The 26232-nt window shown below is 40.6% G+C and carries 20 protein-coding genes; 7 read left to right on the top strand and 13 right to left on the bottom strand.

The window, feature by feature from the left end:
- Window positions 1-104 precede the first annotated feature (104 nt).
- Complete coding sequence (gene purU, locus AN389_RS03935) at window positions 105-935, bottom strand: formyltetrahydrofolate deformylase (protein ID WP_055015391.1); 831 nt, start codon at window positions 933-935, stop codon at window positions 105-107.
- A 294-nt stretch (window positions 936-1229) separates the two neighbouring features.
- Window positions 1230-3116, bottom strand: coding sequence for a hypothetical protein (locus tag AN389_RS03930; protein ID WP_055015390.1), 1887 nt, complete (start codon window positions 3114-3116; stop codon window positions 1230-1232).
- A gap of 248 nt (window positions 3117-3364) precedes the next feature.
- Here AN389_RS03930 and AN389_RS03925 point away from each other — a divergent pair, with 248 nt between their 5' ends.
- From AN389_RS03925 to AN389_RS03915, 3 genes are all read left to right on the top strand, one after another.
- Window positions 3365-4342 (top strand): DNA topoisomerase IB, encoded by a 978-nt coding sequence (locus AN389_RS03925; RefSeq protein ID WP_055017361.1) that lies wholly within the window; start codon window positions 3365-3367, stop codon window positions 4340-4342.
- A 211-nt stretch (window positions 4343-4553) separates the two neighbouring features.
- Window positions 4554-5870, top strand: a complete 1317-nt coding sequence (locus tag AN389_RS03920; protein ID WP_055019298.1) for a murein L,D-transpeptidase — start codon at window positions 4554-4556, stop codon at window positions 5868-5870.
- A 15-nt stretch (window positions 5871-5885) separates the two neighbouring features.
- Entirely contained in the window at window positions 5886-6887 is a 1002-nt protein-coding gene (locus tag AN389_RS03915) for a D-Ala-D-Ala carboxypeptidase family metallohydrolase (RefSeq protein ID WP_055019297.1), read from the top strand.
- 94 nt (window positions 6888-6981) lie between these two features.
- On the opposite strand, the gene AN389_RS03910 is transcribed toward AN389_RS03915, so the two are convergent.
- The 8 genes from AN389_RS03910 to AN389_RS03875 form a co-directional block, all read right to left on the bottom strand.
- Window positions 6982-7299: a hypothetical protein gene (locus AN389_RS03910; protein WP_055015386.1), complete on the bottom strand. Its 318-nt coding sequence runs from the start codon at window positions 7297-7299 to the stop codon at window positions 6982-6984.
- Between the two features lie 68 nt (window positions 7300-7367).
- Window positions 7368-8732, bottom strand: a complete 1365-nt coding sequence (gene pelG / locus AN389_RS03905) for an exopolysaccharide Pel transporter PelG (protein ID WP_055015385.1) — start codon at window positions 8730-8732, stop codon at window positions 7368-7370.
- The gene (gene pelF / locus AN389_RS03900; RefSeq protein WP_055019296.1) at window positions 8720-10237 is read right to left on the bottom strand and encodes a GT4 family glycosyltransferase PelF; all 1518 of its coding nucleotides are present in this window, start codon (window positions 10235-10237) and stop codon (window positions 8720-8722) included. Before pelF ends, pelG begins: the two co-directional genes overlap by 13 nt.
- The gene (locus AN389_RS03895; protein WP_055015383.1) at window positions 10230-11213 is read right to left on the bottom strand and encodes a HEAT repeat domain-containing protein; all 984 of its coding nucleotides are present in this window, start codon (window positions 11211-11213) and stop codon (window positions 10230-10232) included. Before AN389_RS03895 ends, pelF begins: the two co-directional genes overlap by 8 nt.
- On the bottom strand, window positions 11206-12501 hold the full coding sequence (locus tag AN389_RS03890) for a PelD GGDEF domain-containing protein (RefSeq protein WP_055017366.1): 1296 nt from the start codon (window positions 12499-12501) through the stop codon (window positions 11206-11208). The genes AN389_RS03895 and AN389_RS03890 overlap by 8 nt, the downstream gene beginning before the upstream one ends.
- A complete protein-coding gene (locus tag AN389_RS03885) occupies window positions 12498-13013 on the bottom strand; it encodes a hypothetical protein (protein ID WP_055017367.1) in 516 nt (171 codons plus the stop codon). Before AN389_RS03885 ends, AN389_RS03890 begins: the two co-directional genes overlap by 4 nt.
- A gap of 14 nt (window positions 13014-13027) precedes the next feature.
- Window positions 13028-16315, bottom strand: a complete 3288-nt coding sequence (locus AN389_RS03880; RefSeq protein WP_055019295.1) for a tetratricopeptide repeat protein — start codon at window positions 16313-16315, stop codon at window positions 13028-13030.
- Complete coding sequence (locus AN389_RS03875; RefSeq protein ID WP_055017369.1) at window positions 16315-19023, bottom strand: endo alpha-1,4 polygalactosaminidase; 2709 nt, start codon at window positions 19021-19023, stop codon at window positions 16315-16317. The genes AN389_RS03880 and AN389_RS03875 overlap by 1 nt, the downstream gene beginning before the upstream one ends.
- Window positions 19024-19426: 403 nt before the next feature.
- Between AN389_RS03875 and AN389_RS03870 the strand changes: the two genes are divergently transcribed.
- The 4 genes from AN389_RS03870 (at window position 19427) to AN389_RS03855 (ending at window position 24219) form a co-directional block, all read left to right on the top strand.
- Window positions 19427-21094 carry a methyl-accepting chemotaxis protein gene (locus AN389_RS03870; protein ID WP_055015378.1) on the top strand — a complete coding sequence of 556 codons (1668 nt, stop codon included), beginning with the start codon at window positions 19427-19429 and terminating at the stop codon, window positions 21092-21094.
- 143 nt (window positions 21095-21237) lie between these two features.
- Window positions 21238-21714, top strand: coding sequence for a MarR family winged helix-turn-helix transcriptional regulator (locus AN389_RS03865; RefSeq protein WP_055015377.1), 477 nt, complete (start codon window positions 21238-21240; stop codon window positions 21712-21714).
- A 133-nt stretch (window positions 21715-21847) separates the two neighbouring features.
- Window positions 21848-22597, top strand: a complete 750-nt coding sequence (locus AN389_RS03860; protein WP_055015376.1) for a serine/threonine protein kinase — start codon at window positions 21848-21850, stop codon at window positions 22595-22597.
- A 269-nt stretch (window positions 22598-22866) separates the two neighbouring features.
- Window positions 22867-24219 (top strand): magnesium transporter, encoded by a 1353-nt coding sequence (locus AN389_RS03855; protein WP_055015375.1) that lies wholly within the window; start codon window positions 22867-22869, stop codon window positions 24217-24219.
- A 42-nt stretch (window positions 24220-24261) separates the two neighbouring features.
- On the opposite strand, the gene AN389_RS03850 is transcribed toward AN389_RS03855, so the two are convergent.
- Genes AN389_RS03850 through AN389_RS03840 form a run of 3 tightly spaced genes read right to left on the bottom strand, consistent with a single transcriptional unit; the run spans window position 24262 to window position 26197 of the window.
- Window positions 24262-25095 (bottom strand): mechanosensitive ion channel family protein, encoded by an 834-nt coding sequence (locus AN389_RS03850; RefSeq protein ID WP_055015374.1) that lies wholly within the window; start codon window positions 25093-25095, stop codon window positions 24262-24264.
- 36 nt (window positions 25096-25131) lie between these two features.
- Window positions 25132-25851 (bottom strand): LrgB family protein, encoded by a 720-nt coding sequence (locus tag AN389_RS03845; RefSeq protein WP_055019294.1) that lies wholly within the window; start codon window positions 25849-25851, stop codon window positions 25132-25134.
- The gene (locus AN389_RS03840; RefSeq protein WP_055019293.1) at window positions 25844-26197 is read right to left on the bottom strand and encodes a CidA/LrgA family protein; all 354 of its coding nucleotides are present in this window, start codon (window positions 26195-26197) and stop codon (window positions 25844-25846) included. The genes AN389_RS03845 and AN389_RS03840 overlap by 8 nt, the downstream gene beginning before the upstream one ends.
- Window positions 26198-26232 lie beyond the last annotated feature (35 nt).

Here is a 26232-nt window from a genome sequence, read left to right as displayed (position 1 = left end):
ATGCAGGAGCAATTGCCGAGAGCAACTAAATAGCGAATTTTTTGCCTTGCTATCAACACGTTTATCTATCCTCAAAATAGATCACTTAATTATGCGGATTGGTATTAGCTAAATACCACGGTTTTATTACCGTTAATAAATAGCTTGTGTTCAGAGGCAAGCTGAAGCGCTTTGCTAAATACAGTCTTTTCTACGTCTTTACCCATTTTAGCCATCATTTCAGCGGTGTTAGCGTGCGTTACGCTAGTGACGTCTTGTAAAATAATAGGGCCCTCATCTAGCTCATTATTTACAAAGTGAGCTGTGGCACCAATAATTTTTACGCCGCGCTCAAATGCTTGATGATACGGTTTAGCGCCAATAAAGGCCGGTAAAAATGAGTGGTGAATATTAATAATTTTGTTCTCAAACCGGCCCACAAATTCTGGGCTTAGTATGCGCATGTATTTTGCCAAGCCAATAATGTCTGGGTTATAAGAGGCAATTAAATCACCTACTTTTTTATCATGCTCTGCACGGCTTAGGCCCACGTGTGAGACAACATGAAAAGGCACATTAAAGCCTTTTGCTAGTGGTTCTAAATCTGGGTAATTGGCGATTACAGCCAATACTTCAATATTTAACGCTTGCTCAAATTGCTTGAGTAGTACAGTCCCTAAACAATGCGCTTCTTTTGTTGCAAGCAGCACCACTTTAGTTTTTGTATCATCATGCAGAGCAAGTTGTGCACCCTCAGGTAATAATGCGCGTAATTGCGATAAAAAGTCGTTTTGTGGTTCGCCCGTTAGCTCAGTGCGCATAAAAAAACGTTTGGCGTCTTTATCTACAAACTCGTTATTACGTGTAATATTTAAATTGTGCGCGTGGCAAAGCCCAGTAATTTTGGCAATTAGGCCTACATCATCGTCACATTGGGTGGTTAGTATATAGCTCATTTTCCTCATTCTTACCCAGATTATAATTGCTTCATTATTTGGTTTTTAGCGCATAAAGCAAGGAGTTTATGCGTAAATTTAGAATTAATTAGTCAAATAGGTATAAATGATTCAATAAAGTGAAAAACAATTAAAAATACGTTAACAGCATGGCACATACACACCCAATTTTTAACAAGGTGGTGTTTACAAAAAGGGTTAAACAGTTAGTAGGTGGTGCGCGGTTTGTAACCTTGTTGGTTAGGCTAAAAACCGCGAGGCCGGTTAGCGCTTACAAATATAACAAAGCGATTGTTAAGCTTTGGGCTCTGGCGTTGAGTTTTCTTCTTGCCTTAAATAGCCTGCAGCCTCTTCATCCTCTTTCGTTATAGCTTGCTGAGTAGGGATTGCACGGGTCTGTTGGTTTAGTTGATGTATTTGTGATGCATTGCCTAAATCGCGTTCACTGGTAATTGAAGCGATTGATTCGCGGTCTTTTAGAAAGGCTATCACATCATTTTTAATCGCTTGTAATTGACCTTCGTCTTTATGCATTTCCATAATATGGCGAGGGTGCTCAAGGTTTTTCATGCCAGTAGCTGCAAATGTGCTCGAAATAACACGAGAGACAATGACCCAAGGCGTTATACTGCTACGCACTAAGGTGTTTTCAGAGCGAGTGCTATCGTGAATACCGGTTCCTGTTGAAATTTTTGACTCAGTAAATGTGCCTTCGCACTTAAAGTACACAAGTAATGATTCAAACTGCATTTCAGCAAAAAATAAGTGTGCGCAGTTAGCCAGTAAGCGCGCAAAAGCTTTAATTATCACTGCTATTATTAAAATATGAACACTGCTCATTAGTAAGCTACTAAACTGTGTAACATTTTGATTATTAAACGCTTGTTGTAGATTGTTAATGTTAGCGCTATCTATATAGTAATAAATATCTATTAATGAATAGGCTAACAATACCGTTAATACTAACGCCACAATATAAAGTAAATTAGCACTTATGAGTGAAACTAATCTTGCGAGGGTAAAGTTTTTTCCAAGCTCCACAGTGTGAAGTTTAGGTTGTACCTCTTGAATCATTTCGCCTCTAAAACCGCCTTTGCCTTCAATTTGCTCTTGCAGTTTTGGGTCTAACTCGCGGTAAACTCTATTTGGCACTTCTTTGTAGCGCCTATTTGCCATAACAAGGTTATCAAGGTTTATAAATACTTCATCAGGGTGAACAGACTCTTGCCAGTTTTCACGTAATTCTGATACTTCTGCGCTAGGGGTTACAGTATTTAAGCGTGCTTTAACCATTGTAAATACAAGTGTGCAGCTTAACGTTGCTAATATAATAATAGCAATCAGGTACAAGCCAGCATGTAAGTTTGGCAGCTGCGCCAGCCATGTGTCTATTTCTTGCTTGCTGATATGCTGCTCTTGCATCAACCACGACATAGACAGACCAATAACAATAGGCAAAATAAACGACAACGAAATAATTTTAGCTAATGTCCCGCCTCCCAGCGCTTCAATGTTTCTTTCAGCATTGCGAGAAATCGGCTTGCTACTCGAACGCCAAGAAAAAAGCACATAAAACATCAAAATAGCACTGTAAACCGGAAAGGCTAATTCGCCGGCTTCGCCGGTAAAGCCCGACAACGAAACAAAGGCAACAAGCCCATAAGCAACGAGTGCAACAAGCGTACTCACCCACGAGCCAAATAACCGCTGTGCGACATTGCGTATAGGATAAGGTAAAAATAATAGTTTGGGGATTAAGCTGTGTAACAAACGAGATAAAAAGCCGTTTGGTTCTTTAAAAGTACTGTTTTTACGACCAACCAGCATTTCTTCAAGTGATTGAGCATTATAGGCAACCTCATTTTTTTCTTCCTGCGCTGTAGAGCTTTCTGACTTACTAAAGTTGTACGCAAGCGAAGTGGGGTGATTCCTGCCAACAAAGTATTTTAAGGTAGCATAAATACCTGTTGATAAAGAGCGAATACCCAGCGCTAAAATGAACATGCCAAACAGCATTAAAACCCAGCCTGCGGTGGTATCTTCTTTCACCGAGCTTGCAGCTATAACAAGTAAACTGATGCCTGTAATTGACTCAACAAGACCTCTTGCTGCAGTTACTTTACCCTCTAGTTTAAAGGGGTTTTTTAATCCTAGATCAATAGAACCATAATCAAATGCCATTGTATGCTCCTTTTAAACAGCACATTTTTGAAGGGGAGGTTATTATTGTTTGCGTGTATTTTGACCAGATTTAAGCATGGCTAAACTGAGCCACAAGGTGCTGTTTATATGCTGAACCAGGCAATTAAACGCGAGCTTTTTCTATATTATTATTGAATTTTTGATTATATATCAATTACGTCGTTCAGTTTAAGGTTATTTTACAGTGATACATTTGTTAAAAATGGTTTAAGTTGCTTGGAGCGCAAATGAAACTGATTTACGTAGATGATAATTTACCCGGTATAACTCGTAAGCGCAAAAACAAAACGTGGCTGTACTTTGACCCTATAGGCAAGCAAATTAACGAGCAAAAAGTGATTGATCGTTTAAATGCGTTAGCGTTTCCGCCCGCTTATAAAAATGTCTGGTTTTGCCCTGAAGAAAATGGCCATATTTTAGCTACCGGGTTTGATAGCAAAGGTCGCAAGCAGTATCGTTATCACCCTGAGTTTAGAGCCCAGCAGGAGGCTAAAAAATATCAATCATGCGGTATATTTGGCAACAAGCTCCCCCTTTTACGTGCCCGTTTAGAAAACGATTTACAAGGAGATGAGCTCAGTGTAGAGCGAACCCTGGCTGCGGTAGTTAGACTTATGGACCTAGGCGCTTTGAGAGTTGGGAATGAGCGAAATGTAAAGCAGAACAAAAGCTTTGGCGCCACCACATTGCGTACACGCCATGCCAAGCTGACGGGTAAAAATATACAGCTACGGTATCGGGCTAAATCGGGCAAAGAGCGCGAGGTAAACATAACCGACAGAGTGCTTAGTCATGTAATTAAAGATCTTCAAGATTTGCCCGGCCAGCATTTGTTTCAATATATTAGCGATGGAGAGCGCACAAACGTAACCTCTAGTGAAATTAACCAGTATATTCAACAAATAATGGGCGAGGACTTTAGCGCTAAGCACTTTAGAACTTGGCGAGCCAGTGTTATTGCCTTTAAGCAACTAGTAAAAGCAAAAGGTGCACTTAGCTTAAAAAGTATGCTCGAGAGCGTGTCTGAACAGCTAGGTAACACGCCAGCTATTGCCCGTAAATCGTATGTTCATCCTGATTTAATTGCCTTGTGTAAAGAGGATGAGCAAACCCAAACTGCGTGGCGAGAGTCATTATCTTTACCACGAAAAACAAAATATTTAAGCCGCTATGAACGTGGTTTTTTAGCCTTTTTAAAGGATTAATTGCTGTGGCAACTTTACACACTACAGCAAATTAATTACACAATGCGATACACTAAACCTGCTTGTATTAAAAATGGAATATATTAAAACTTATTTAATATCAATTGATTAAAGTTATATTTAAGTTTGGCACTGGCGTTGCACCTTCTTGTTACTGATTAGCAGTAAGTACAAAAGCATTTATCAACGATATTTAGCGAGGAGGTACACAATGAAGGGGTTATTTTCAAACCAGGTGTCTAAAAAGGTAAAAAGCATCACATTAAGCACCGCTTTTATAGGGGGAGCTTGCATAAGCTCTTTACCTGCTTTGGCCGCCTCTGAGCTTGAAAGTACTGCATTAGCAGGCTCTTCATTAATCACCTATAGCTCGCAGCAGCACCTTAAAAGTAACCAAAACTACTACTTTGATCAAAATGCAGCACAACTAATAGAACGTACTGAAAAAGCAATCAACTGGTATAAAGAAATTGTCAGCAATGGTGGTTTTATTCCGCTGCAAATAAGTGAACTGCTTGAATTAGGCAGTACAGGTAAAGAGGTAAACTTGCTTGCAGAGCGTTTATACCAGGAGCGTGATTTAAAAAATAATGCATGTACCGATGCGGAGTGTACTTTTGATCAACAAATTGAACAGGCCGTAAAGCAATTTCAGCGCCGCCATGGCTTAAAGGTTGATGGGCGCGTTGGCAAACGCACTGTTGCTAAATTAAATGTACCTGCAAAGGTGAAGCTAAATAAGTTAAAGCTAAATCTTTATCGTATTACTAACTTTGCCGGCTCAAGCGATGAACAATATGTTTATGTAAACATACCTGAGTACACATTACGGTATGTAAAAGCGGGCGAGGTAAAACTACAAAATAACGTCATCGTCGGCAAACCAAGTTGGAAAACACCAGCCTTTAGTGACGAAATCGAAAAGTTTGTTGTAAATCCCGAGTGGCGCATACCTACCTCTATTGCAACCAAAGAAATAGCGCCAAAGGTGGCAAGAGATCCTCACTACCTTGCTAAAAATAATATCGAAGTAAGAAAAAATAGTTACCTAGACTCTAAAACAGTAAACCCCAGCAATATCGATTGGCAGGCTATTAAACCCTATCAGTTTGATCATTTTTTAGTTAAGCGTGCCGGGGATGAAAACCCCCTTGGCGAAGTGAAGTATCTGTTTCCAAATCCTGAAGCCATTTATGTTCACGATACCCCAGCAAAGCAACGCTTTGGGCAAACACAGCGTGCGTTATCGCATGGCTGTATTCGAGTCGAAAAGCCATTTTCTTTAGCGCGTGAAATAATCAAGCACCAAGGTGAAACTCACACATTAAAACAAATGGATGAAGCTAGGGTAAACGACACCACGCAAACGTTTTATTTAGATGAGCCGTTACCTATTCATTTAGTGTATTGGACGGCCTGGGTTGATGAGGACATGCTCGTTAATTTTAGAGATGATATTTATCAGCACGACACAAAAGCATTACTTAATGACGAAGAGCAATCAGTTATTGCTGCATTAATAAAATAGATTATGAGGGGATTTATGCCGTTTATTCCATGTATTTTAGGGTGTGTACTAGCGCTTTGCGTAAGCCTAGGTGGTTATGCTGCAGAGCCCGTGAAAAAAGCGCACCCGAGCGTTAATATTCAAAATAAATCAAATTTTGAAGATGCAGAATTTAGCCTAAAAATTAACGACATAGTAATGCCTTATTCGGTGTTTTCTGTTTTTGTGATGCCTAATGAAGCGGTTGAATTTGAAGTACTTTACGCACAATCAAAACGCAGCTATTCGTTTATAAATGACGACAGCAACGCCACCTTAACTGATACAAATCGGTGGCAGTGGCGGGCACCTAAAAAGCCAGGTTTAACACAGGTCATTATTGAATCCCCCGATAAAAAGCAGCGCATGACAATTAATGTGTTTGTAAAAGTGCCTGCAGGTGAAGTACAAGGTGGAAAGCTTAAATATTACCATATTGGCCATTACCCAAAACCTTCGCAAATTAAAGACAGTGAGCATTACATAGTACCCGATGGCTTTGTAAAGGTGACACCTGAGAACGAAAATACAAAAATATCACCGCATTTTTCTCTTAAAGAATTTGTGAGTAAGCAACGAAGTAAACACCCTAAATACTTATTTTTACAAAACAAGTTGTTACTTAAACTTGAAAAAATACGCAAAGAGCTGATTTTAGAAAACATACCAGTTAAAAATATGGTGGTAATGAGCGGTTACCGCACCCCTTATTACAACAAAGCCATTGGTAACGTAAAGCTTAGCCGCCATGTATTTGGCGACGCTGCCGATATATTTATTGATAACGATGGCGACTACCGTATGGATGACATAAACAACGACGGTAAGCACTCTATTGGCGATGCACAAGCGATGGCTGGTATAGTGGAGTCGCTTGCTAAGCGAGAGTCATTCAAAGGCTTATTAGGCGGTTTAGGTGTTTACGGGCCTAAGTCGCACCGCGGCGCATTTATACATGTTGATACACGGGGTTTTAAAGCGCGCTGGGTGAGTAAATAATATATGTTTAGTGGTCAGTTATTACGTTAGCAAAATAAGTATTGCTAAATGTTGATCACGTTTTATAGCTTACTCACAATTTAAGTGCAAAGCTTTAAATCAATACCAGCCATGTTATTAAAACACTTAAGGTATAAGACTCGTTAAAATGGATTAAGCGCAGGTTGAAAATATCAGAAATTAAACGGTTCCAAATTTCTTTAAACAGTGCTGACAAAATACAGGCGCTTATAATCCACATTGCTAGTAGTAGCGCCATTTTTACTGTGAACGAGTGTATATAAATATCAATAAGGCTATTCGTTTGATATGTATTTCCTACATCAAATGTCATTAACGTACACAACAAACTAATAGCCCACAAAGCTATACTCGCAAAGATATTAAAGCGCGTAGTAATTCCTTTTTTCATTAAAGTTAAGTCCTTTTTATTTATCGTTAGCTTTATTATTGTAAGTTACCAATAATGGTACTGGTAATCTACTGTAGCATAAAAGTTTCGTACTCAAGCTCTTCAAATTGTTTTGATAGCCAATACAGGCCAACGACCGAAGTAATTATAGTCGAGAGCGCAAAACCGTAACCATAAAACTGTGGCCCTAATGCAATTGAGGCAATCGTAAATACAATATTGATAAACAAAAACAGCCCAGATAAAAATAATACGGTGGCACGCTTATCTAGATAAAATAAAATATTTAAAATAGATAAAAATATTACCTGTACACCTACACCCACCACATCAATAAACAACAGTGTTTTGTAGTTAGGGTCTATACCAATAAAGCTCAGTATTTGTTCGCCCCACAATAATAAGCACGCAACGGTTATACCTTGGATTTTAAATATATCGTAAAGGCCGCCTTGCGCTGTTTGCACCATTTTATCTTTTAGGTAAAAAATTTCTTCAAGTGATGAGCCTCCTCTAATGGCGGTATAAAAACGGTCGTACTGTTCTACAAAGTCGGTTTCCATTCTGACTAAAAATACCGCCATGCCTGGAATAATGGTTAAATAGGCTAAGAATATAGGCAAGTCGTAAATAGGGCTTGCTCTTAATGTGCCAATAATTTGAATAGAGGTAGCGGGGGTATACCAAAAAATAATTTTATCGGCCCACACGCCTACATTGTAAAAGAGCCCACAAAAAAAGAGACTGTAATACACTTTTTTATTGTTTAAAAAATCAAAACTAATAAGTTCACCGCCGGGGTAGCGGCGAATAATCATAAACAAAAAGCTAAAAAACAGTAGCGCTTCACCGGCAAAAAACGCAAAAAACAACCCGTCTATTTGCCAGTCGCGCAGTAAAAATGCCAGTAACACCATAAAGCTGTAACCGCTTAACATGGTCACTAAAATAAGCCGGTATTCTTTCATTCCTGATAAAAATATAGCGCCAAGCCATTGGTTACATAAGCTTACAAATGCCCCCAATATGATTATTTTAGTGACTACGGGCAACGGTAGTATTGGCCAAACGGCTAAACCAATAAGCAAGGCCGCAACTGTTGTTACTAGTTGTGCCCCCAGTAAGTTAGGCAGTACTTGCTCATCCTTTTTTTGAAAAAACAGATCGGCAACAAAGCGTGTTAATAACAGCTGTAGTCCGCCAGTTAATATAAGAGACGCTGCCATCATGTAGGTAATGAGCGTTAAAAATTGAACAATTAATACTTTAGGCAGTACAACACCCAAGCTTAAAATACCAATGAGCATGAGCGCTATAATAGAAAGTAGCCAAGGCCCCGAGCCTATTAATCCTGCGTAACCGTAGGCTTCAAAAACAGAGAGTAGGGTATTTTTTTTGAGAATTTTACGTATCTCAAAACCTATTCCGGCCATGCGATTGTATCCTTGTAAAGTTTATCGTAACGGGCAAACATGTGGCTCTCGTCGTAGTATGTTTTAACACGTTTGAGGCCGCTTTGTTGGTACTGATACCATGTTTGATCGTTTTGTAATATCGTGTTTATTTGCTGTGCGGTCTCGCTAGGTGAAGCAATAGACACTACTTCGCCAGCCTTACCAAGCGCCTTGTCTTCTTCGCTTCCTCCTTCTATTATTTCTCGGCACGATCCTACGTCACTTGCAAGCACAGGTACGCCTGCAGCCATTGCTTCAAGCAATACCAGAGGCTGTGCTTCAGAAATTGAAGTCAACGCCACAAGACCTAATTTGGGGAGTATTTCTGCAATGTTTTGCATGCCGGTAAACGTAATGTTTTTGCTCAAATCTAGGCTGCTTACCAGTAACTGACACTCTTTGTAATACTGTGGGTCTTCCTCAAAAGGGCCTATGATCCAGCCTTCTATGTCTGGCATGTTGGCTTGGACCTCTTTAATGGCACGGATAAAGGTTTTAATATCTTTAATTGGCACTACACGGCCAATTAACCCAACCACCCTCGGGACCGATTTAGGTCTTGCGTTAAGTGCATCAACAAAGCGTTTTGTTTTTATACCATTAGGGACTACCGAGGCTTTGCTTTCACTGGCGCCATCTTTAATTTGTCGTTGTCTGTTACCCTCATACAGAGAAATGATTTTGTCTGCCTGATGATAAGTAGTGCGGCCAATTTGCTCAAAGAAGCTGATCCACATTCGGCGAATAAAGCCCATTTCAGTATTTAGGTTTTTACCGAGACTTTGCTCAGACTCTTTTATCCAGCTAGCTTGTATTAAATCTATTTTACGTTCTTTAGTGTAAATACCGTGCTCGGTAAGCAAAAATGGCGTGTTGTGTATAACGCTTGCACCTGCGCCTAATATGCCCGCATAACCTGTCGAAATAGAATGAATCAGTTTAACATCAGGGAGGGAGCGAGCTATTTCGGCTATTTTAAACAGCGGTTTATATAAATTTCTGTACGACCAAAAAAAGTCGATAAATGAGGATTCATCGCAATAGGTTAAATAATAGTTTGCCAGCACTTGCCACGACGATTCGCTATATAAAAAATCGGTTTCGTTTATGCCACTTTTTTTAGCTAGGTTTTCAAAGGCAAACTTGACTAACTCTGTGGGGATAGGATCTTTACAGTCACGGAAATAGCTTTGCAGTTGCTGCCAAAAATCGAACAGCTCTTTTTTATATTTAACGCCATGTTTAGCGCTTATTTTTGCATTATGGGGCGTAACTAAATAATGTTCGTGCAGTTTTGTCACATTACTTGGTAACGTGTATTGAATATCGCTGTAGTGTTCGGGTGCGCCACCGACAAACACAAGTTCAAAGTTATAATGGGGTAGCCCTTCTATTATCTGGTGCACCCAGCTTGATACGCCGCCCCTAACATAGGGGTAAGTGCCTTCAAGTAAGAGTAGAATGTCAGCTTTTTTTTCACTCATGCCAATACTCCTGTAAATGGCGTAACTCAGAACCCTTGGGCTGTAGCGCTAATTCTTCGAGATAGCGCTGACAGTCAGTGTAATTATGTAATCCAAAGGCAACTTCGGCTTTATAAGGCAATACGTGGCGTCTGGCCATGCCCAATTGAGTGGCTAGATTTAAGTTTTGTTGTGCATCATTTAATTTACCCAGCGCTAGCTGAATACGCCCTAAAAACACATAGCTTGCTGGTTGAGGATCAAACTCTATACTTGTTAAAGTCAGTGTTTCTGCTTTCTCTAGTACGTATTTCTTTAGTGCGCCTTGTGCTAACCCTAAGTAACTAAGCTCCCAATAAAGCTCTGCTTGTTGGCGCTGCAGATTGCTTAATTTGGGTTGCTGAGTAGTATTGGCTATGTCTTGCTGGCACTGGCTTATTTTTTCGTTCAGTTTTGTTTCTTTGCTATCTAAAGTTGAATAGGCAAGTAAGCGAATATCATCTTCTAAGTCTTTTAAGGCCAGTTTGAGAATAGGAATAGCCTGGGCATCGCTCATGTGCCGAGCAGCCATTACTGCACTTAGGCGTTTATTGGGCTCACTGGCGTGTTTTAAAATAGCTTTTAATCCACCCATTGAGTAAATAGGCGTTGCTGAAACACTTCTTGCTTCAAAAGGCAGGGCAGGAACCTTGTGCTCTACAATATCAACGTCGCTGTTTTTAAGCGGTTTACTAAGGGCAAAAGTAATGGCAAATACCACCCCTAAAATACCAAACACTGGCAAGGTAAACAGCAGCAAAAATAACAGCGCTGAGCCACTTTTTAAGGTGGTTTTATATTTGTTAGGCATAAAAGCATGGCTAACAAAGGTAAAGCACAGGCTAGCAATGCCATGCAATAAAACAATCAATAGCCAGTTAGGCGCATCTAAAATATGCGCAAACGCAAAGTATTCACATAAACAGCCAATAAAAGCGGCAGCAATAATTTTAATCATGAGGTGCAACTAGCTTAGCGATGTGTTCGCTACTTATTGGTAAGGCCATTTGTTCTTCTATTTTAATATGCAGTTGCTCAATGGTTTTGCCAAAGTGTTCAATACACCATGTGTTAATGCGCGATATAAATCCGCTTTTATCCAGTTCATTTGCCATTGGCATAAGCAATAACAGAGTGTGGTTCTCACTGTCGTAAAGGTAAATATCTAGTCCCCGACGAGCCTCACTTAAATACTCTAACAACTGACGCGACTCCTCACTTGTTTGCACTGCTTTTAGTTTAAGCAGCTGCGAGGGAATGTTATAGCGTTTAGCTTCTTTGTTTGCTCTGCGTAGCTGCCTTACAAAATAAGGCGTTTCTTCTGGGGTCATTACCGGGTTGGTTATTTCATGGCGAAGTAAATCACCGATATTACCGGCCATAACCGCAAGCAAGGTGAGAGTGGTGTTTTTGAGCGCAAAAAATTGAATGTTTTGTACTAAAATAACCCCATAAATGGTGTTATTAATATCAACCAGTGGGATAGCAATGTGGTATTGGCTAAACGTATTTTTAATCTCTTTTACCGAAACCAATTCGCGCTCTTCAAACATAGCTTTTATAAGTGGGTCGTCCAGCTTTAGCTCCCCCATAGCACCTATACTTGCTAAGGGCGGCTCTATTATGGCGTTGTTTTCTACTTTATAAAGTGCGGCTTTTTCGAGTGAGCCATACTCAACAAATAAGTTTAAAATGCTTGTTGCTGCACTGTCTAAGCGTCTTTGTGTTAGTTGCCCGATAACGGCCCGAACCGCTTGAAGTGATTCGCGAAGGCTAAGAGTATGACCTGCCAGCATTTGCTCAATCCGGTCATGGGATGAGTTTATTAAATGATATTGGCGGGTAAAGGTCTCTAATCGGTTAGTGACATATTCAAGTTCAATGCTTTGCTGTTGATTGGTGCGCTCCCATACATCTCTGAATTCGCCAGCAATCATAATAACAATTAAATAACCAATCATAGCGTTGATATTAAACTCGCTAGGTTGCGCTAATACCTGGCTTTCACTTAACAATAACTGCCCAGCTAATAAACATAATATACTTATAAAACCTTTTGAAAAACCGTAGCGTAGAGCCACTAACAGCGGCCCTAGGACTGGCCACGAAAACCCATTTTCCGTCCAAAAGGGGTCTGCGGCGTTAAATATAACCGGCAGTACAATTGCAAGCGTGGTAAATATAATTACCTCAGCCCAAATTTGTAGCTCAGGAACCTCTCTTGGTCGAAAAAAATGTGTTTTCACTCACTAACCTCAATGTACGAAATTAAATCGGCAATAACATCTTGTGCTGTGGCGGCAATACTATCGCGTCCCCAGCCACTTTTGGCGATAGTACCGGTCCAAAGTGGTGTTGTTTGACCTGTAGCCGTTAAGCTGAGTGTTAGTGCTACTACAGGCTCACCATCGAGGCCTGCTTTATAACGCCATTCTTCAATGCTGCCTGATAATACATAGTCTGTTTGCTGCGTGTTTAGCCACTGCATAGCTTTATCAAGGCGGTATTGGTCATCAAGCGGCGGAAGCTCCTTGTTATTATTTCGCGGTGCACGTAATAACTTTGGTAGCTTATTTTGCTGCCAAATACTAGCCAGTATATCTTCTGCACGTTCACCAGCTAGTGGGGTTTGCGCATGATTTACCAAAGGCAGTAACGCCACGGTAGTTGATGGTCCCAGCTCTACATCATCAGCCACACGGCTGGTGGTACATGCGCTGAGCACTAATACCAAACACGGTATGATTAAACGAAACATATTCTCTCCTAACATTAAAAATGTACGTAATAGCCCAATTGTAATTGTGTATCTGAGTTGCCCACTTTATTACTACTTTGATAACCCAGTTGTAATTTAAATAAGTCATCCCCTAGCACAGACCAGCCTGCTCCACTTGATACTGACACATCAAGGGTATCATTTAACGTTTGATAACCCGTACTGATGTCAAATAACCATGAGGGACTTTCGCCTAAGTATGGCGGAGCTAAGTTTGTGTTTGACGAAAGCGAGGTACCCAGAGCAAAGCGCCTAAATGGTTGTATATCAATAAGTTGCGGTCGTGCTCTTTGGTCTACACCTAAAGGGGCGAGTGTGCGCTCAAAGTCTTGCCATTGCGCACTAAAATAGGTATTCCAAATAGGGCGGTCTTTTAAAATAGTGTATTGATAGCGGGCGTTGTATTCTTGGCCTTTTACAAGCGTTGAGCTATCGCTGCGGCGTTTAAACGCCATTGCAGCTGCCGAGAGCTGCACGTTTTGGCGACCATCAATGGCGTAATTAATATAAGCCGTGGTTTTATTTAATTTAGCAAAGCTAAGCAAGGTTTCTGACTGACGGTTTTCAACATTGTGCTCAAGTTTTACACCTACCTGCGTGCGCGAGTCCCATTGGTAACGCGTATCTAGGCTCAGGCCTTGGCGGCTCATTAATTTGCCCTGATGCGAGTCTACTTTTGCATCAAAGTACCAGCGGCCCCACGTCATTTTATCTTCAATGGCAAACAGTAACCCGTTGTTATTTAGATTTTGCTGATTACTAATACTTAGTTTCCATTGCCCTTTAGCATACGGAAAATAAACATTTACATCGTATTGGCTAGTGTTTAGACCTGCCTCGGGCGATAGATTAATCTCTAATGCTCTAAAGTAGCTGGTGCGGGCATTACGTAATAAAGACGTTTCGGCTAGTGTTGGCTCTTGTGTTAACTCCTCATACCAATGCTGCATAGTTGCATAAGGTTGCTTTAAATATAATAAAGCGCTGAGTTCATCTACTTTGCCTAACGTTTGTGTATTTACCAGCGCCTTCACTTTATTAAATTCGCCGTTGCTCATAGCTAATTGTAGCTTTTGCCATGGCTCAAGCTTTTGTGCTGCCCGTCTTGCTAACCACCAGTTAGCGGTTGCGTTGTTTATAGCCTCAGGCGCTATGTCATCTAAGCTACTAAATTGGCGTAAGTGGGGCACGGCCATAGCACCTGCCCACTGGATCATTAAACCGCGGTATGCGTATTTGTCTTTTGGTAAATGGTTTAATAAATAATGTTTAAGTTCGCTGGCGTTAGCGTAGTAGCCTAATTGGTTCATCACATCGGCTAAATTTACTAAAGTGGTTAAATCCCGAGGATTACTAATAGCTAACTGGCGCAGATAAAAGTAAGCACTATTAAAGGCTTTTTGATGAATAGATAAACTCGCCAGTAATTGTGCCCAATCTCGGTTGGGCTCATTGCTTGAGTAGTTAGCTAAAATACGCTTAATCATAATGGTGTCGTGCATTTGTAATGCAAGCCAGCCTTGTGCCAGTACCACATCGGGATTGTATTCGCTTAGTTTTGCTGCACGGTTAAGTGTTGTGTACGCGTAGTTTAAGTCACTTTGGTTTTGGTACCAGTTTGATAAGATTAACCAGGCTGGGTAAAGCGCTTTATTATAACGCTGCTTTTCAAGTGCCTGATGAATACGTGTAACATATTTTTCATCGCCAATTTGCGTACTTAATAAGGTGATTTGAATTAATTGTCTATCGGTCAATGGCGCTTGCTGCCATAGGTAATTTAATAAACCTTGTGGGTTGTCGGCAAATTTTAACTGCTGATAATGCAGCATATCACCTACACTCAAAGGGGTGATGTTTTTTAATTGCTCTAAGGCGTACAACTCTTCTTGTTTATCGTTCACACGCATAGCCATATCAACACGTGCACTCCAAAACTCATCATCGTTACTGTGCGCTTTTTGCTTTAGAATGGTCAAAGCAGTTGTAAAGTCATCATTCAACCAATGTGCTCTTGCAAGCCAGAGTAAATCTTCTTCGTTTTTTGGCCCTGCGTAGTGAGGCCACAAGGCTCTTAATCCAGCTAAATTACCGGTATCGTGTAACACCTTGGCTTTCCAAAATTGAGAAAGTGGTGTTTTACCGTTTATTTGTTCATAGCGCTCAATATGGTTAAGCTCTTGTTTTGCATTACCAATAAATTCGTTGGTTTGCATCCAATTTGCAAAGCCATTGCCTTTAAGTTGCCTGTTCTGGGCTTTATATTCGTAAATGTCGTTAGCGTCTTGGTACAAGTAAAGAGCGTTGGCGTCATTAATACTATCGGTCAGCATAGCCACATCAACGGCTTTGTGAGCCATTAACCATTTAAATTCTTTAAGCGCTTGCTTTGGTTTGTTTTGCCAGCGCATAATTTTCCAGTTTAAAAGCCTAAGCGCTTTATTATTTGGGGTCTTACGTAATAACTTTGCGATTAATTGCTCAGCCCCTGGTGCATCGCCATTAGCTAAGCGTAAATGCATGGCTTTGGTTAAATACTCGCTGTTATTAGGTTGTGCTTTTAGTAATATTTCAACCGCTTTCAAGGCGGCTGCATCATCACCTGCTAGGCTTGCATAATATAATGTACGCTCAGAATTTGCGGTATCACCGTATTTTTTCCACCATCGGTAGGCTTGCTTTGGGTTGTTAGCGCCAAGCGCAGTTTCAATTGCTTTTTGAGCTACATCAGCATTTATATGGGTTTTATAAATGGCCAAGGCCTTGGCTGGCTCTCCAGCGCTTAACCAAAAATCAGCGGCTAGTAATGGCTGAGCGTATCGCTCATAGTATTGGGCTACGCTTGTATTAAGCCCTGTTGCTTTGGCTATTTCTAATAATTGTTCATCCCAATGTGTGAATGCCGACAATTTAAGAGTTAATTCTTCAAAACGGTCATCTTTTTTAGCACCGCTATCAACCCATAGTGCGTATAAAAGTTTAATTTCTAGCTCAGTTTTTTTATCACTTTTAGGAAGCTTTTTAAGCTCGCTAGTTGCTTGTGAATATTCATTTAAACCAATATGAATGGCTATTTTTTTTGCACGTAGTTTTTCATTATAGGGGTCTGTACTTAACGCGGCATTTAAGTAGGTTTTTTCAAAGGTATAATCTTGCGATAATGAGTCGTCTTCAAAAAAGAGGGTGTGTGGGAACAGCGCGTAAAGAGAAAAGCAGCTTACGGCTAAAATAATTAAAATAGTTTTAACAGACACTAAGTGAGGGCGTTTTTTATTATTCATCATTGAGCCCTTGTTGCGCAGTTTAAATAGCCATAAAATTCGCCAGCAGGTAATGTAAACTGCGTTTTATTACCAAACCTTTTTCCACTGTAACGCTCACCCATATGAGAGATAAACTGACAGTTTTGGGCATTTCTTAGCTCAATTTTAGCTTCAATCCACGCTTTAAAGCTGACAGGGCCGTTTACCTGCCAATGACTAAACGCTACATTGGCAGAAAGCAAATAAGGTTGGTTATCAGGGGTTGTATGATCAAAGTTGATTGTGGCTATTTCATCGCCCACGTGAATATAATTGCCTTTCGCCGTTACCCCTAAAATACCGTGGCTGTTAGTCATGTTAGGTACATCAAAAATAGCAGGCAAGCGTAGCGTTTTTATATATTTAGAGCTAAAGAGCCATTCGCCACGCGCATTTTTAGCAAGCGCAGAGAAATAAAAATCTTTGGCGATACGTGCATATTGGCTCAAATGCACAGGGGTGTTTTCTCTGGCTAATACATAATCCACATTGTAATGCAGCGCGTCAAGCCCCGCCGGCACCTCGCCAGAGTAAAAATGAAAGTAAATTGTGTAAGGTTTTAACCTGTATGGCTTCTCGGTTATTTCAAATGTCTCTACTAAACGCTTAAAGCCATAGTAAGGGCCATGCCATAAGTTAGTGTAAACATTTTCGTTTAAAATAGGGGCGTATATTTGATACAGCAAATCTCGCTCAGGGCGGCCAATAGGCGAAATATGCGACAAGCTTGGGTTATCAGCATTGACGTCGGTATTTCCTCCATTTACGTTAATTACTCCCGCATTTCGTGCAAGCTCAAGCGCTTTAGGCCCAGGGGTCGCATCACCCGACCATAGCATCATTACGGTTTTTTTGTTTTTTGGTGCGAGTCGCTCATTAATGTAATTTATTGAACCAGTTATTTCTTTGTTTAAGTCTATGGCGTCATAGCCGGGAACATCTAAATGAAACCCGTAGTCGGTATCGTCTTTATCTATTTCTTTTCTGCCAGATAAGGCTGTCCAAAAATAGGGGTGGCTGTAGGTGTGTGATGCAACCTCAACATAGGGAAGCGCAAATATTTCTTTGGCTATTTTTTCAAGCTTTGGGCTGTCAGCGCTATGCAATCCATTAGGTTCAATATCAGCTTGAATAATTGAAGAGGTTAATGGCAGCTTATATTTTTTTATAAATTCATCACGGATTATTTCTGCAGCATAAGGCTTACCTGCAAAGTGCGCAATGCTCGTGAAACCGTCGCCATCAATATGCAGTGTCAGCATCCGCCGGCCACTTAATGTGGTGGTATCAGGGGCAAGTATTGGTGCAAGTCCCATCGCATCAGTTAATAAAGCAACTGGGTCTACAACCCAGTTGCTGCCCTCCATAGGTAATGTATCTATTAGCCAGGGGGCCGCAATGAGTGCACCGTACTTTGTTTTGCTGGCCTGAGTTAGCGTGGTGCCATCGTCAGCGTGTATTGATATTAATGATTGCGCGTTCGTAGTAAGTGTTAATAAATACGGTTTTACAATAGCGGGCGCGCTGGAAGATTCACCCTTTAGCCAAGGTACCATCGTTGCAAGCTTATAAGGCCCATTTGAGGGAGTGTTAAGGGTTTCTACCCCTAAACTTTGTAATAATTTATTAGAGGGTGGAAGCTCGCCGAGAATCAGTTGTGGTACCACCCCCAAGTTACCTTCGAGCCACTCAATAACTTGAGCATCATAAAACTGATCGCTCGTTGTCCACGAGATAATGCCAGCATGGAGGCTAGTATCTACTTTAGGTAAAGGCGTATTTGCTACATCAATGTAATCGGGGATGTAGCCTAAATACTCAATCATTGTGGCAAGTTTTAAATGGACAGTGGTGTATATCAGTGGCTTTACATTACTGTTATACGGAATGAGTATACGCCTAGGCACAGGCTGGATGCTTGATGTCCCCCAAGTTTGAAGGTGTCCATCAGTAACCCAAGGTGCATAGCCTTGATCGCTAATTTGTTTTGCCATTGCAAGGCGAGCTTGCGGTCTTGCATAGTCAATAACCTGCACATTAAAGCCAAGTTTTTGTGCTTTGTTAAGCTGTGCATTTAACCAGTTTTGATCATCCACAGTGGTGAGTTTGTAACTGTTATCGACTGGGTTAAAGTGGCTAAAGAGTCCTTCGGCAACTAAATCAGATGCGTAATTATTAAGCTTAGGCAATAACTCAAATCCTCTGTTGAGGATTAAGTGTTTGTTAAACGTACTCGACAAACCTTTAATTATATCAACAAGGCCCGCTTGTTGAGCTGCTTTATCGTAATCGGGTTTTAATAATTGGTAGCTGTCGAGCGTGTCTAAAAACAAACCGTTAAAGCCGCGTTGCTTTAACTGATTCGCTTGTTTTTGCAAGTGTTGTTGCCAATGCTCAGCGGTTAAATCAGCAATGTGGCTATCCCAATGTGGGTTTTGAGCTACTGAAGATTCATTCTCAGTATACGATTCTCCTACACTCAGATAAGCATATACACTAATATCACGCTCTTTTAGCCAATTCAGCTCGTGTTTAGTGATATTTTGTGGTTGCACAACAACCCGTGAATAAAAGGTCATTTCAGCCAGTGGCATGGGCGATGAATAGTAAAAAGCAATACTCTTGCTGGCAGGTTGAGCGCACACGTTTAAACAAATTAACAACGTTAGATATAAGAAATACTTCATTATTTTTTAAAAACCACAGCCTAAGTTAACGTTGAACATTGTTCCGTTTTTCGTATAAGTATTTATTATTAGAATTGTGATGATTATATGTTAAATAAAAATGCCTGGCTACCTTAATGTGAGGTGAAGACCGGCTCTATTGCTTAAGTGTTAACTAAATAAAAGGTAATAAAAACGCGTTACTGCACAGTATTTTCGATTAAAATTACGACTAATGTCGAGTGATACTATATATCTAAAGCGCTGTAATCTAATTATAATGCGCCCACCTTGCCAGCCCTTGGCAAACCCCTATGCTATTTATAAATTGGTATAAATAGTGACATATTGAATGCTTACTTTATTACGTTGATTGCTGCAAAGCAGACAGTGTTAACGTGTATAACTTATTTGTGGAGATTTAATGAGTAACTTAAGCTTGAGAAATAAACTTTTGTTACTGGCTATTTTACCGTTGAGCTTGTTATTAATTAGCTTAATGGCCAGCTCGTACTATTTAGAATCGCAAAACCAGCAACAAAATTTTGAAACAATTAAGTCTAAACTCATTAAAGACAAACACACGCTACTTGCCACTGAAGTGGAAATCGCAAGCAAGTTGGTACGCCATCAGTTGGATAACGGATCTACACAAAGTGTTAAAAATGTCCTTAGGGAGCTTACTTTTGGTGACGACGGTTACTTTTTTATTTACGACACACGCGGCGTTAGCGTGTTCCATGCCCTGTTAGGAAGTGCTATTGAAGGGCAAAATAAAATAGGGATGACAGACCCAAATGGTAAAAAAATAATTATTGGATTATTAGAGCAAGCACGTAAAGGTGGCGGGGCATTTAATTACCATTTTCAAAAGCCAAATACCAATGGACTGGTAGAGAAAATAGGGTATGCCGTGATGATACCAGGTACCGATTGGATGATTGGCACCGGTGCCTATATGGATGATATACAAACAGAGCTTGCAAATTATAAACAGACTATGCAATCGCATACTCAAGAGAAAATCACCACCTTGTTATTAATTGCCTTATTTTGGGTTGTAGTTAGCGTTGTGGGCGCACTTTTAGCGTCTAACGCTATGGTTAAACCTATCCAAATAATGGGCCAAAGCTTAGATGATATTGCTAAAGGTGAAGGCGACTTAACAAAACGCCTAGCTATACATACGCATGATGAAATAGGGCAGTTGGGCGAATCGTTTAATGTGTTTGTTAGCAAGCTGCAAAGCATTATAAGTAATGTGGCTGATGTTACTAATGATGTGAAGAACGCTTCAAGCAATATTAATTCGCAAACAAAACTGTTTGAAAATAAACTACTTAATCATAACCACGAAACGGATTTGGTGGCCACAGCGATTACCGAAATGGCGGCCACTTCTCACGAAGTAGCTAAAAATACCACGCAAGTTGCTGAGTCTACTCAGACAGCAACACTAGAAGTGGCAAAAGCGCAAGAGTGCGTAGATATATCACTTAGTGAAGTTTCTAACCTTATGGGCGAAATTAACCTCGCTGCTGATCAGGTAAACTCTTTAAGTGAGCAATCTAAAAAAATTGACAGTGTACTTAGTGTAATAGGTGGCATTGCCGAGCAAACTAATTTGCTTGCCCTTAACGCGGCCATAGAAGCAGCACGTGCCGGTGAACAAGGTCGGGGTTTTGCCGTGGTGGCTGATGAGGTAAGAAGCTTAGCGAGTCGTACACAACTTAGCACCCATGAAATTAGTGAAATGCTAAGTGAGTTACATAACTTAGTGGGCGCCGCGGTAGATGCCATGCAGGCGAGCCAAGCAAGTTGTAATCGCTCAGTTGAGTCATCGCGCGATATATCGCAAAGTTTAGGTGCCGTGACTACGTCGGTTACCAGCATAAACGATATGAGTACGCAAATTGCGACCGCTGCAACAGAGCAAAGCTCAGTGACAGAAGAGATAAACCGTAATGTGTTTGCCATTCAAGAAATTGTCAATGAACTAACTCAAGCAAGTAAAGCCACTTCTGAGGTTAGTCGAGATTTAGCTGGGCGCGGCGAGAGCTTAGGGCAATTAATAGGGCAGTTTAAGGTTTAAAGTTTTAAACGGTATTGTTTAAATTACTAATAGCCGCGACTTACGTTGCGGCTTTTATTATTGAAAGTACGCTAACCCTAGGGAATTTTATTAATTATGTGTAGTCTATTACACGCATTTTAAATAAACTGAGTAACCCTTATATGCAACAAAGTATGCCTTCGATAAATAGCTGTAACCGAGCACAATTAATACCTGAGCAAGATTTAGGGCGAGTAATTTCGTTTTTACGTTCAAAGCTTTCTAGCCATATTGATACACAGCTTCAGTCAATGGGTTTAACGTCGGCCCAATATATTGTGGTGGTATTATTAGCAAAAGGCTCGGCAAATACATTAGCTGGGCTGTGTGAGCATATGGTTTACGATAAAGGGGCTATGAGCCGCTTGCTAAAGCGCCTAGAAGAAAAAGATCTTATAGCAAAAACTCAGTGCGAGTTCGATAAGCGCTCTACCATTTTAGGTTTAAGTGAAAAAGGCAAAGCCTTGTACCCGCAAATAATGCCTTTGGTAAATGAGGTATATGCTAAAGCGCTTAATGGATTCTCTGAAGATGAAAAACAGCAAGTTATAGATTTATTATTTAAAGCAATAACCAATTTAGACTCACCGACCGAATAGATTATCAACATTTTAGCGATACTGTTTCAATAAAAACTTAGCCTGCTAAGTACTAGTTCTCATTGTGCGGCAAATCCAATCTTGTTAATATAGTTGCCTAGGCAATTAAAGTTATCATCTTGTTAGGTTTGTTATGATTGAAAATAAGTTGTTATCACAATTACAGCAGCAGTTTCCTGAACATGTATTTATGCAACAGTATTTAAGTGTTGTTCATAAAGGGCGTTTTGCGAACGCAATTGTATACAGGTACAAAGATGATACGTTTGACTTAATAGTAAAAGACTTTAGCCAAAGCCCGTGGTTTATCCGTAAAACCTTTGCCAAGCTTTCTGTAAATCAAGAATTTAAAGGGTTGAGCCGCTTAGCACAGCTTGATGCAGTAGCTAATCGGTTTAGCCGTTTATCTCCGATAGCGGTGGCGTATGACTACATAGAAGGCACGCCGCTTAGCAGCTTAATACAGCAGGGTAAGACGTTGCCTGTTGAGTTTTTTATTGAGCTTGAACGCCAAGTTGCAAAAATGCACCGCCTAGGCATTGTGCATTTAGATTTACGTAATATGGGCAATATATTATGTGGTAGCGATGGCAAGCCTTATATCATTGATTTTCAGTCAACCATTAGCTTTTCGCGCTTTGCGCGTTGGTTGCAGCGTTTTATGCGCGGCTGCGACATGTCGGGCGTATACAAAGCGTGGGATAAGCTAAGTAGTACACCTTTGCCGCGTGCTAAGCAGCAGTATTTGCAGCGTTTTAACCATGTTCGTAAGCGATGGATATTCAAAGGCTACCCAATACAACGTGCATATGCATGGGGTGCTGCAATGGTCACGCAGTTTGTGGACTCTGACCTAATACGTAACTTAACCGATAGATTTTAATTCCTCTTTTTTCATTGTGTAACTTTGCCCGTAACCGCTTAGCGTTATGGGCTTTTTTTTGGCTAAAAATAAGGCCAATTACTTCTTTTTTAATTTTTAAAATAAACAGTAGTATCGCGGGTGTTTTTGCCCCTACAATGCGCAAAAAAATGAGTGCAGTTTCAAATGCTAAAGCTTAAAGTGCTTTAATAAGTTTAGGTTTTTTCTGCAATTTTTTATTGTTCAAGTAAACTATAAGCAATGTGCATTTTTAAATTTAAGGTTTCAAGATGATTGAGTATCCAGTCGACCAACTACCGCAGCTAATAAACGATTTATTACAATGCGAAACACACGCACAAAAAAGCCAGCTTTTAGCCGATGCACAGCTTAATTTATCTACTGAGCATTTATCACTACTTTTTGAAGCCATACCCAAAGAGCAGCGCCTAGAAATTTGGCAACTATTAGATAAAGACACGCAACACGAAATATTTGTCACCCTCAGTGATGACAGCTGTTTATGGTTACTACAAACCTTAGATGATAGCGAGGCGTACGCGTTATTAGATGAAGTAAATGTTGAGGAGTTACTTGAGCTTGAAGAGGTTATCCCTGAGCGCTTTGTTGATTATGCAAAAAAGCAACTCGATGAAGCACAAACCAAACAATACGATCTTGCTCAACAGTATTCGCCTGAGCAATTAGGCCACTGGGCTGGTTTCGACTTTTTAAAAATAACCGAAAAAGCAACAATAGCAGGTGTTAAAAAACTACTGCAAAAAGGGTTGCCGCAATACAGCGAAGTGGTGTATTTAGTTAGCCGCCAAGGCAGCCTAATAGGTGAACTTGCAATAAATGATTTAATAAAAGCCGATGAAGGCGATAACCTATTGGCGCTGGCAAACTATGACTTTTCATCATTACATGCAGATGATGATTTATACGAAGCGGCAGAAGTGGTTATTCACAGTGAAAAAATGGCGATGCCGGTGGTTAATAGTGATAATAAATTGGTAGGGCGTTTAACCATTAGCGCGGCATACGAATTACGCCAAGAAATTGCCGATGAAGCCGCGGCAAAAGCCGGTGGTTTACGTGAAGACGAAGACCTGTTTGCGAGTGTCAAAAAGAGTGCTAAAAACCGCGGAATTTGGTTGGGTATAAATTTAGCGACGGCGTTTTTAGCATCGTGGTTTATAGGTTTGTTTGGCGCAACAATAGAGCAAGTTGTGGCCTTGGCGGTGCTTATGCCTGTGGTGGCCTCTATGGGCGGAATTGCGGGTAGTCAAACGTTAACAGTAATAGTGCGCGGTTTAGCGCTTGGGCAAGTCACCGACTCTAACCGCAATGCACTTTTAAAAAAGGAGCTACGGGTAGGCGCTGTAAATGGTTTGGTGTGGGCCTTAGTGATTGGCGGGTTAACTTTTGCTTGGTTTAGCGACACCATGCTTAGCATTACAATTACCATTGCGATATTGCTCAACTTAGTTGCTGCGTCGTTAGCTGGGGTTGTTATACCGTCTATTTTAGACAAAATGAAAATAGACCCTGCGCTTTCTGGTTCGGTAATATTAACCACTGTGACCGATATAGTCGGGTTTGTGACCTTTTTAGGGTTAGGCAGTTTATTACTGCTTTAAGCTATAAAACAACAAAGCCGCATTAAGCGGCTTTGTTTGTTATTACAAATGCGCGTTGTTATTAATAGTCACTACGCGTTGCGGGAACGGTATTTCTATCTCAGCGCCATTAATGGCTTTATAAACACCAGCATTAATAGCTAGTTTGGTTTCTATAATTTTGGTTGTAGGTACCCAATAGCGATAACTAATGGTAACGCCGCTATCGGCAAAGCGTTCTATACCCACTTGTGATAGGGGATTTTGAGCGACCTGGTCATGGGCCTTTAACACTTCTTCAATAAGGCTAACAGCGGTATCAGCGCATGCAGTGTAGGCTATGTCTATTTCTCCTTTAACTAACGAGTAGCTAAAGGAGTTATGAATAATTTCACCCACTATGTGCTTATTAGGAATCGTGATCTCTACTTTCTCTTCATCAATTAAAATGGTGTAACCCAGCTCAATTGTTTTTACTTGGCCGCTGACCCCTTTTACTTCAATGGTATCGCCTACCACAAAGGGGCGCGTGGCAATAATAGCAAGGCCTGCGCCATAGTTTGAAAGCATTCCTTGTAAGGCTAAACCCGCACCTAGAGAGGCGGCACCTATAGCCGCTACAAAGGGGGTAACACTAATGCCTATTTTGCCAAGCGCTATAACGATGACCATCACAATAAGTAATACTTTTACCACGTTACTCACAAAACTGGTAAGTGTGACATCTACATTGTGACGAGCCATCAATTTTGCGACTAGGTTTGAGAGTTTTTTTGCAACCCACAAACCTAATATAAGTATAAGAATGGCGCCCACAATTTGCATGCTGTAGGTAACCAAATACTCAGTGAGCATGGTGTAGTATTTTTCAAATTGTTCTATTTCAGAACTGATCATAGTGGGCTCTTTATATTGCGTAATTATTTTTGCTAACTATAGCAAAGTGTTGATTAAAAATGGATATAGCACAGGGACGATAATTGCCGTTAGTAGTGCACTTAAGGCCATAGCAACTGAGGAAAGTGCGCCTATTTTTGGGTGTTCAGCAAGAGCTGCCGCGGTGCCTATAGCATGGCAAGCGGTTCCCATTGCTACACCTTGAGCTTGGTGATTATAAACACCCACCCACTTAATGAGCATTAAGCCAAAGAGCGCACCGAGTAATCCAATAAAAATAACTAACGCGGCGGCAAGTGAGCTAATCCCCCCTAAAGACTCCGTAACTATTAACGAGATAGGCGTAGTTACACTTAATGCAGCTACGGATGCGCTTAAGTTAGCAGGAACATCAAATAAAATACTTAAAATAAAGGCCACAACCGTGGCGTTAATAATACCTAAGCTACATGTACTTACTATTAAAAGAAGATTTTTTCTGACATGAATAAATTGCTGGTATAAGGGTAAGGCTAGGGCCACTATAGCGGGCTCTAATAGCCAACTAAGTAGTTGGCTGTGAGCAAAAAAATCAGCATAAGGTAAGTTTAAATTAACCAGCACTAAGGCAATAATCGCAATACTTAAAAACACCGGGTTGGTGAGCGACTTCACTACACTGTGCTGCCAGCGTTTATTAAACGCTCTTAATAGTAAAAACAGCATAATAATAGCGGGGGTCGTTAAGTACCAAAGCGTTACGTGCTGTTCAGTCATTGTTATGTTTCCCTTTTTTGTAGCTAACAACGCTACTTACCAGTAATAGTGTACTGGTAGGAACGAGCAAAATAACGAGCACTAAATACGGCCAATGCAGTTTTATAAGTGCTATGTGCTCGATAAAGCCCACGCCTGCAGGTATAAAAAATATTGGCATAATATTCAAAATAGGGGAGGCGCAGGGCTTAATATGGTGCTCTTTAACTACACCTAACAGTAGTAAACTTAGTAAGATAACCATGCCAAGGAGGGGGGCAGGAAAGCTGCCACCTATCAAATGCATTATTAATTTAGCACACCCTAAACACAGTAAAATAATTGCACTGCTAAGCAAGTACTTCATGATAATGGCTCATTAGTATATAAAAAAGCTAACGT

Source organism: Pseudoalteromonas sp. P1-7a (genome assembly GCF_001401855.1).
Taxonomy (GTDB): domain Bacteria; phylum Pseudomonadota; class Gammaproteobacteria; order Enterobacterales; family Alteromonadaceae; genus Pseudoalteromonas.
The sequence above is the reverse complement of the archived record's forward strand: the minus strand, read 5'-3'. Positions and strand labels throughout refer to the sequence as shown.

Bases quoted from the DNA above. Each gene is read 5' to 3' on its own strand.
- AN389_RS03855 (WP_055015375.1), top strand. From the start codon at position 22,867: ATGATTGAGTATCCAGTCGACCAACTACCGCAGCTAATAAACGATTTA.
- AN389_RS03925 (WP_055017361.1), top strand. From the start codon at position 3,365: ATGAAACTGATTTACGTAGATGATAATTTACCCGGTATAACTCGTAAG.
- pelF (WP_055019296.1), bottom strand. From the start codon at position 10,237: ATGAGTGAAAAAAAAGCTGACATTCTACTCTTACTTGAAGGCACTTAC.
- AN389_RS03930 (WP_055015390.1), bottom strand. From the start codon at position 3,116: ATGGCATTTGATTATGGTTCTATTGATCTAGGATTAAAAAACCCCTTT.
- AN389_RS03865 (WP_055015377.1), top strand. From the start codon at position 21,238: ATGCAACAAAGTATGCCTTCGATAAATAGCTGTAACCGAGCACAATTA.
- AN389_RS03875 (WP_055017369.1), bottom strand. From the start codon at position 19,023: ATGAAGTATTTCTTATATCTAACGTTGTTAATTTGTTTAAACGTGTGC.
- AN389_RS03915 (WP_055019297.1), top strand. From the start codon at position 5,886: ATGCCGTTTATTCCATGTATTTTAGGGTGTGTACTAGCGCTTTGCGTA.
- AN389_RS03845 (WP_055019294.1), bottom strand. From the start codon at position 25,851: ATGACTGAACAGCACGTAACGCTTTGGTACTTAACGACCCCCGCTATT.
- AN389_RS03920 (WP_055019298.1), top strand. From the start codon at position 4,554: ATGAAGGGGTTATTTTCAAACCAGGTGTCTAAAAAGGTAAAAAGCATC.
- AN389_RS03850 (WP_055015374.1), bottom strand. From the start codon at position 25,095: ATGATCAGTTCTGAAATAGAACAATTTGAAAAATACTACACCATGCTC.
- AN389_RS03880 (WP_055019295.1), bottom strand. From the start codon at position 16,315: ATGAATAATAAAAAACGCCCTCACTTAGTGTCTGTTAAAACTATTTTA.
- AN389_RS03910 (WP_055015386.1), bottom strand. From the start codon at position 7,299: ATGAAAAAAGGAATTACTACGCGCTTTAATATCTTTGCGAGTATAGCT.
- AN389_RS03895 (WP_055015383.1), bottom strand. From the start codon at position 11,213: ATGATTAAAATTATTGCTGCCGCTTTTATTGGCTGTTTATGTGAATAC.
- pelG (WP_055015385.1), bottom strand. From the start codon at position 8,732: ATGGCCGGAATAGGTTTTGAGATACGTAAAATTCTCAAAAAAAATACC.
- AN389_RS03840 (WP_055019293.1), bottom strand. From the start codon at position 26,197: ATGAAGTACTTGCTTAGCAGTGCAATTATTTTACTGTGTTTAGGGTGT.
- AN389_RS03860 (WP_055015376.1), top strand. From the start codon at position 21,848: ATGATTGAAAATAAGTTGTTATCACAATTACAGCAGCAGTTTCCTGAA.
- AN389_RS03885 (WP_055017367.1), bottom strand. From the start codon at position 13,013: ATGTTTCGTTTAATCATACCGTGTTTGGTATTAGTGCTCAGCGCATGT.
- AN389_RS03870 (WP_055015378.1), top strand. From the start codon at position 19,427: ATGAGTAACTTAAGCTTGAGAAATAAACTTTTGTTACTGGCTATTTTA.
- purU (WP_055015391.1), bottom strand. From the start codon at position 935: ATGAGCTATATACTAACCACCCAATGTGACGATGATGTAGGCCTAATT.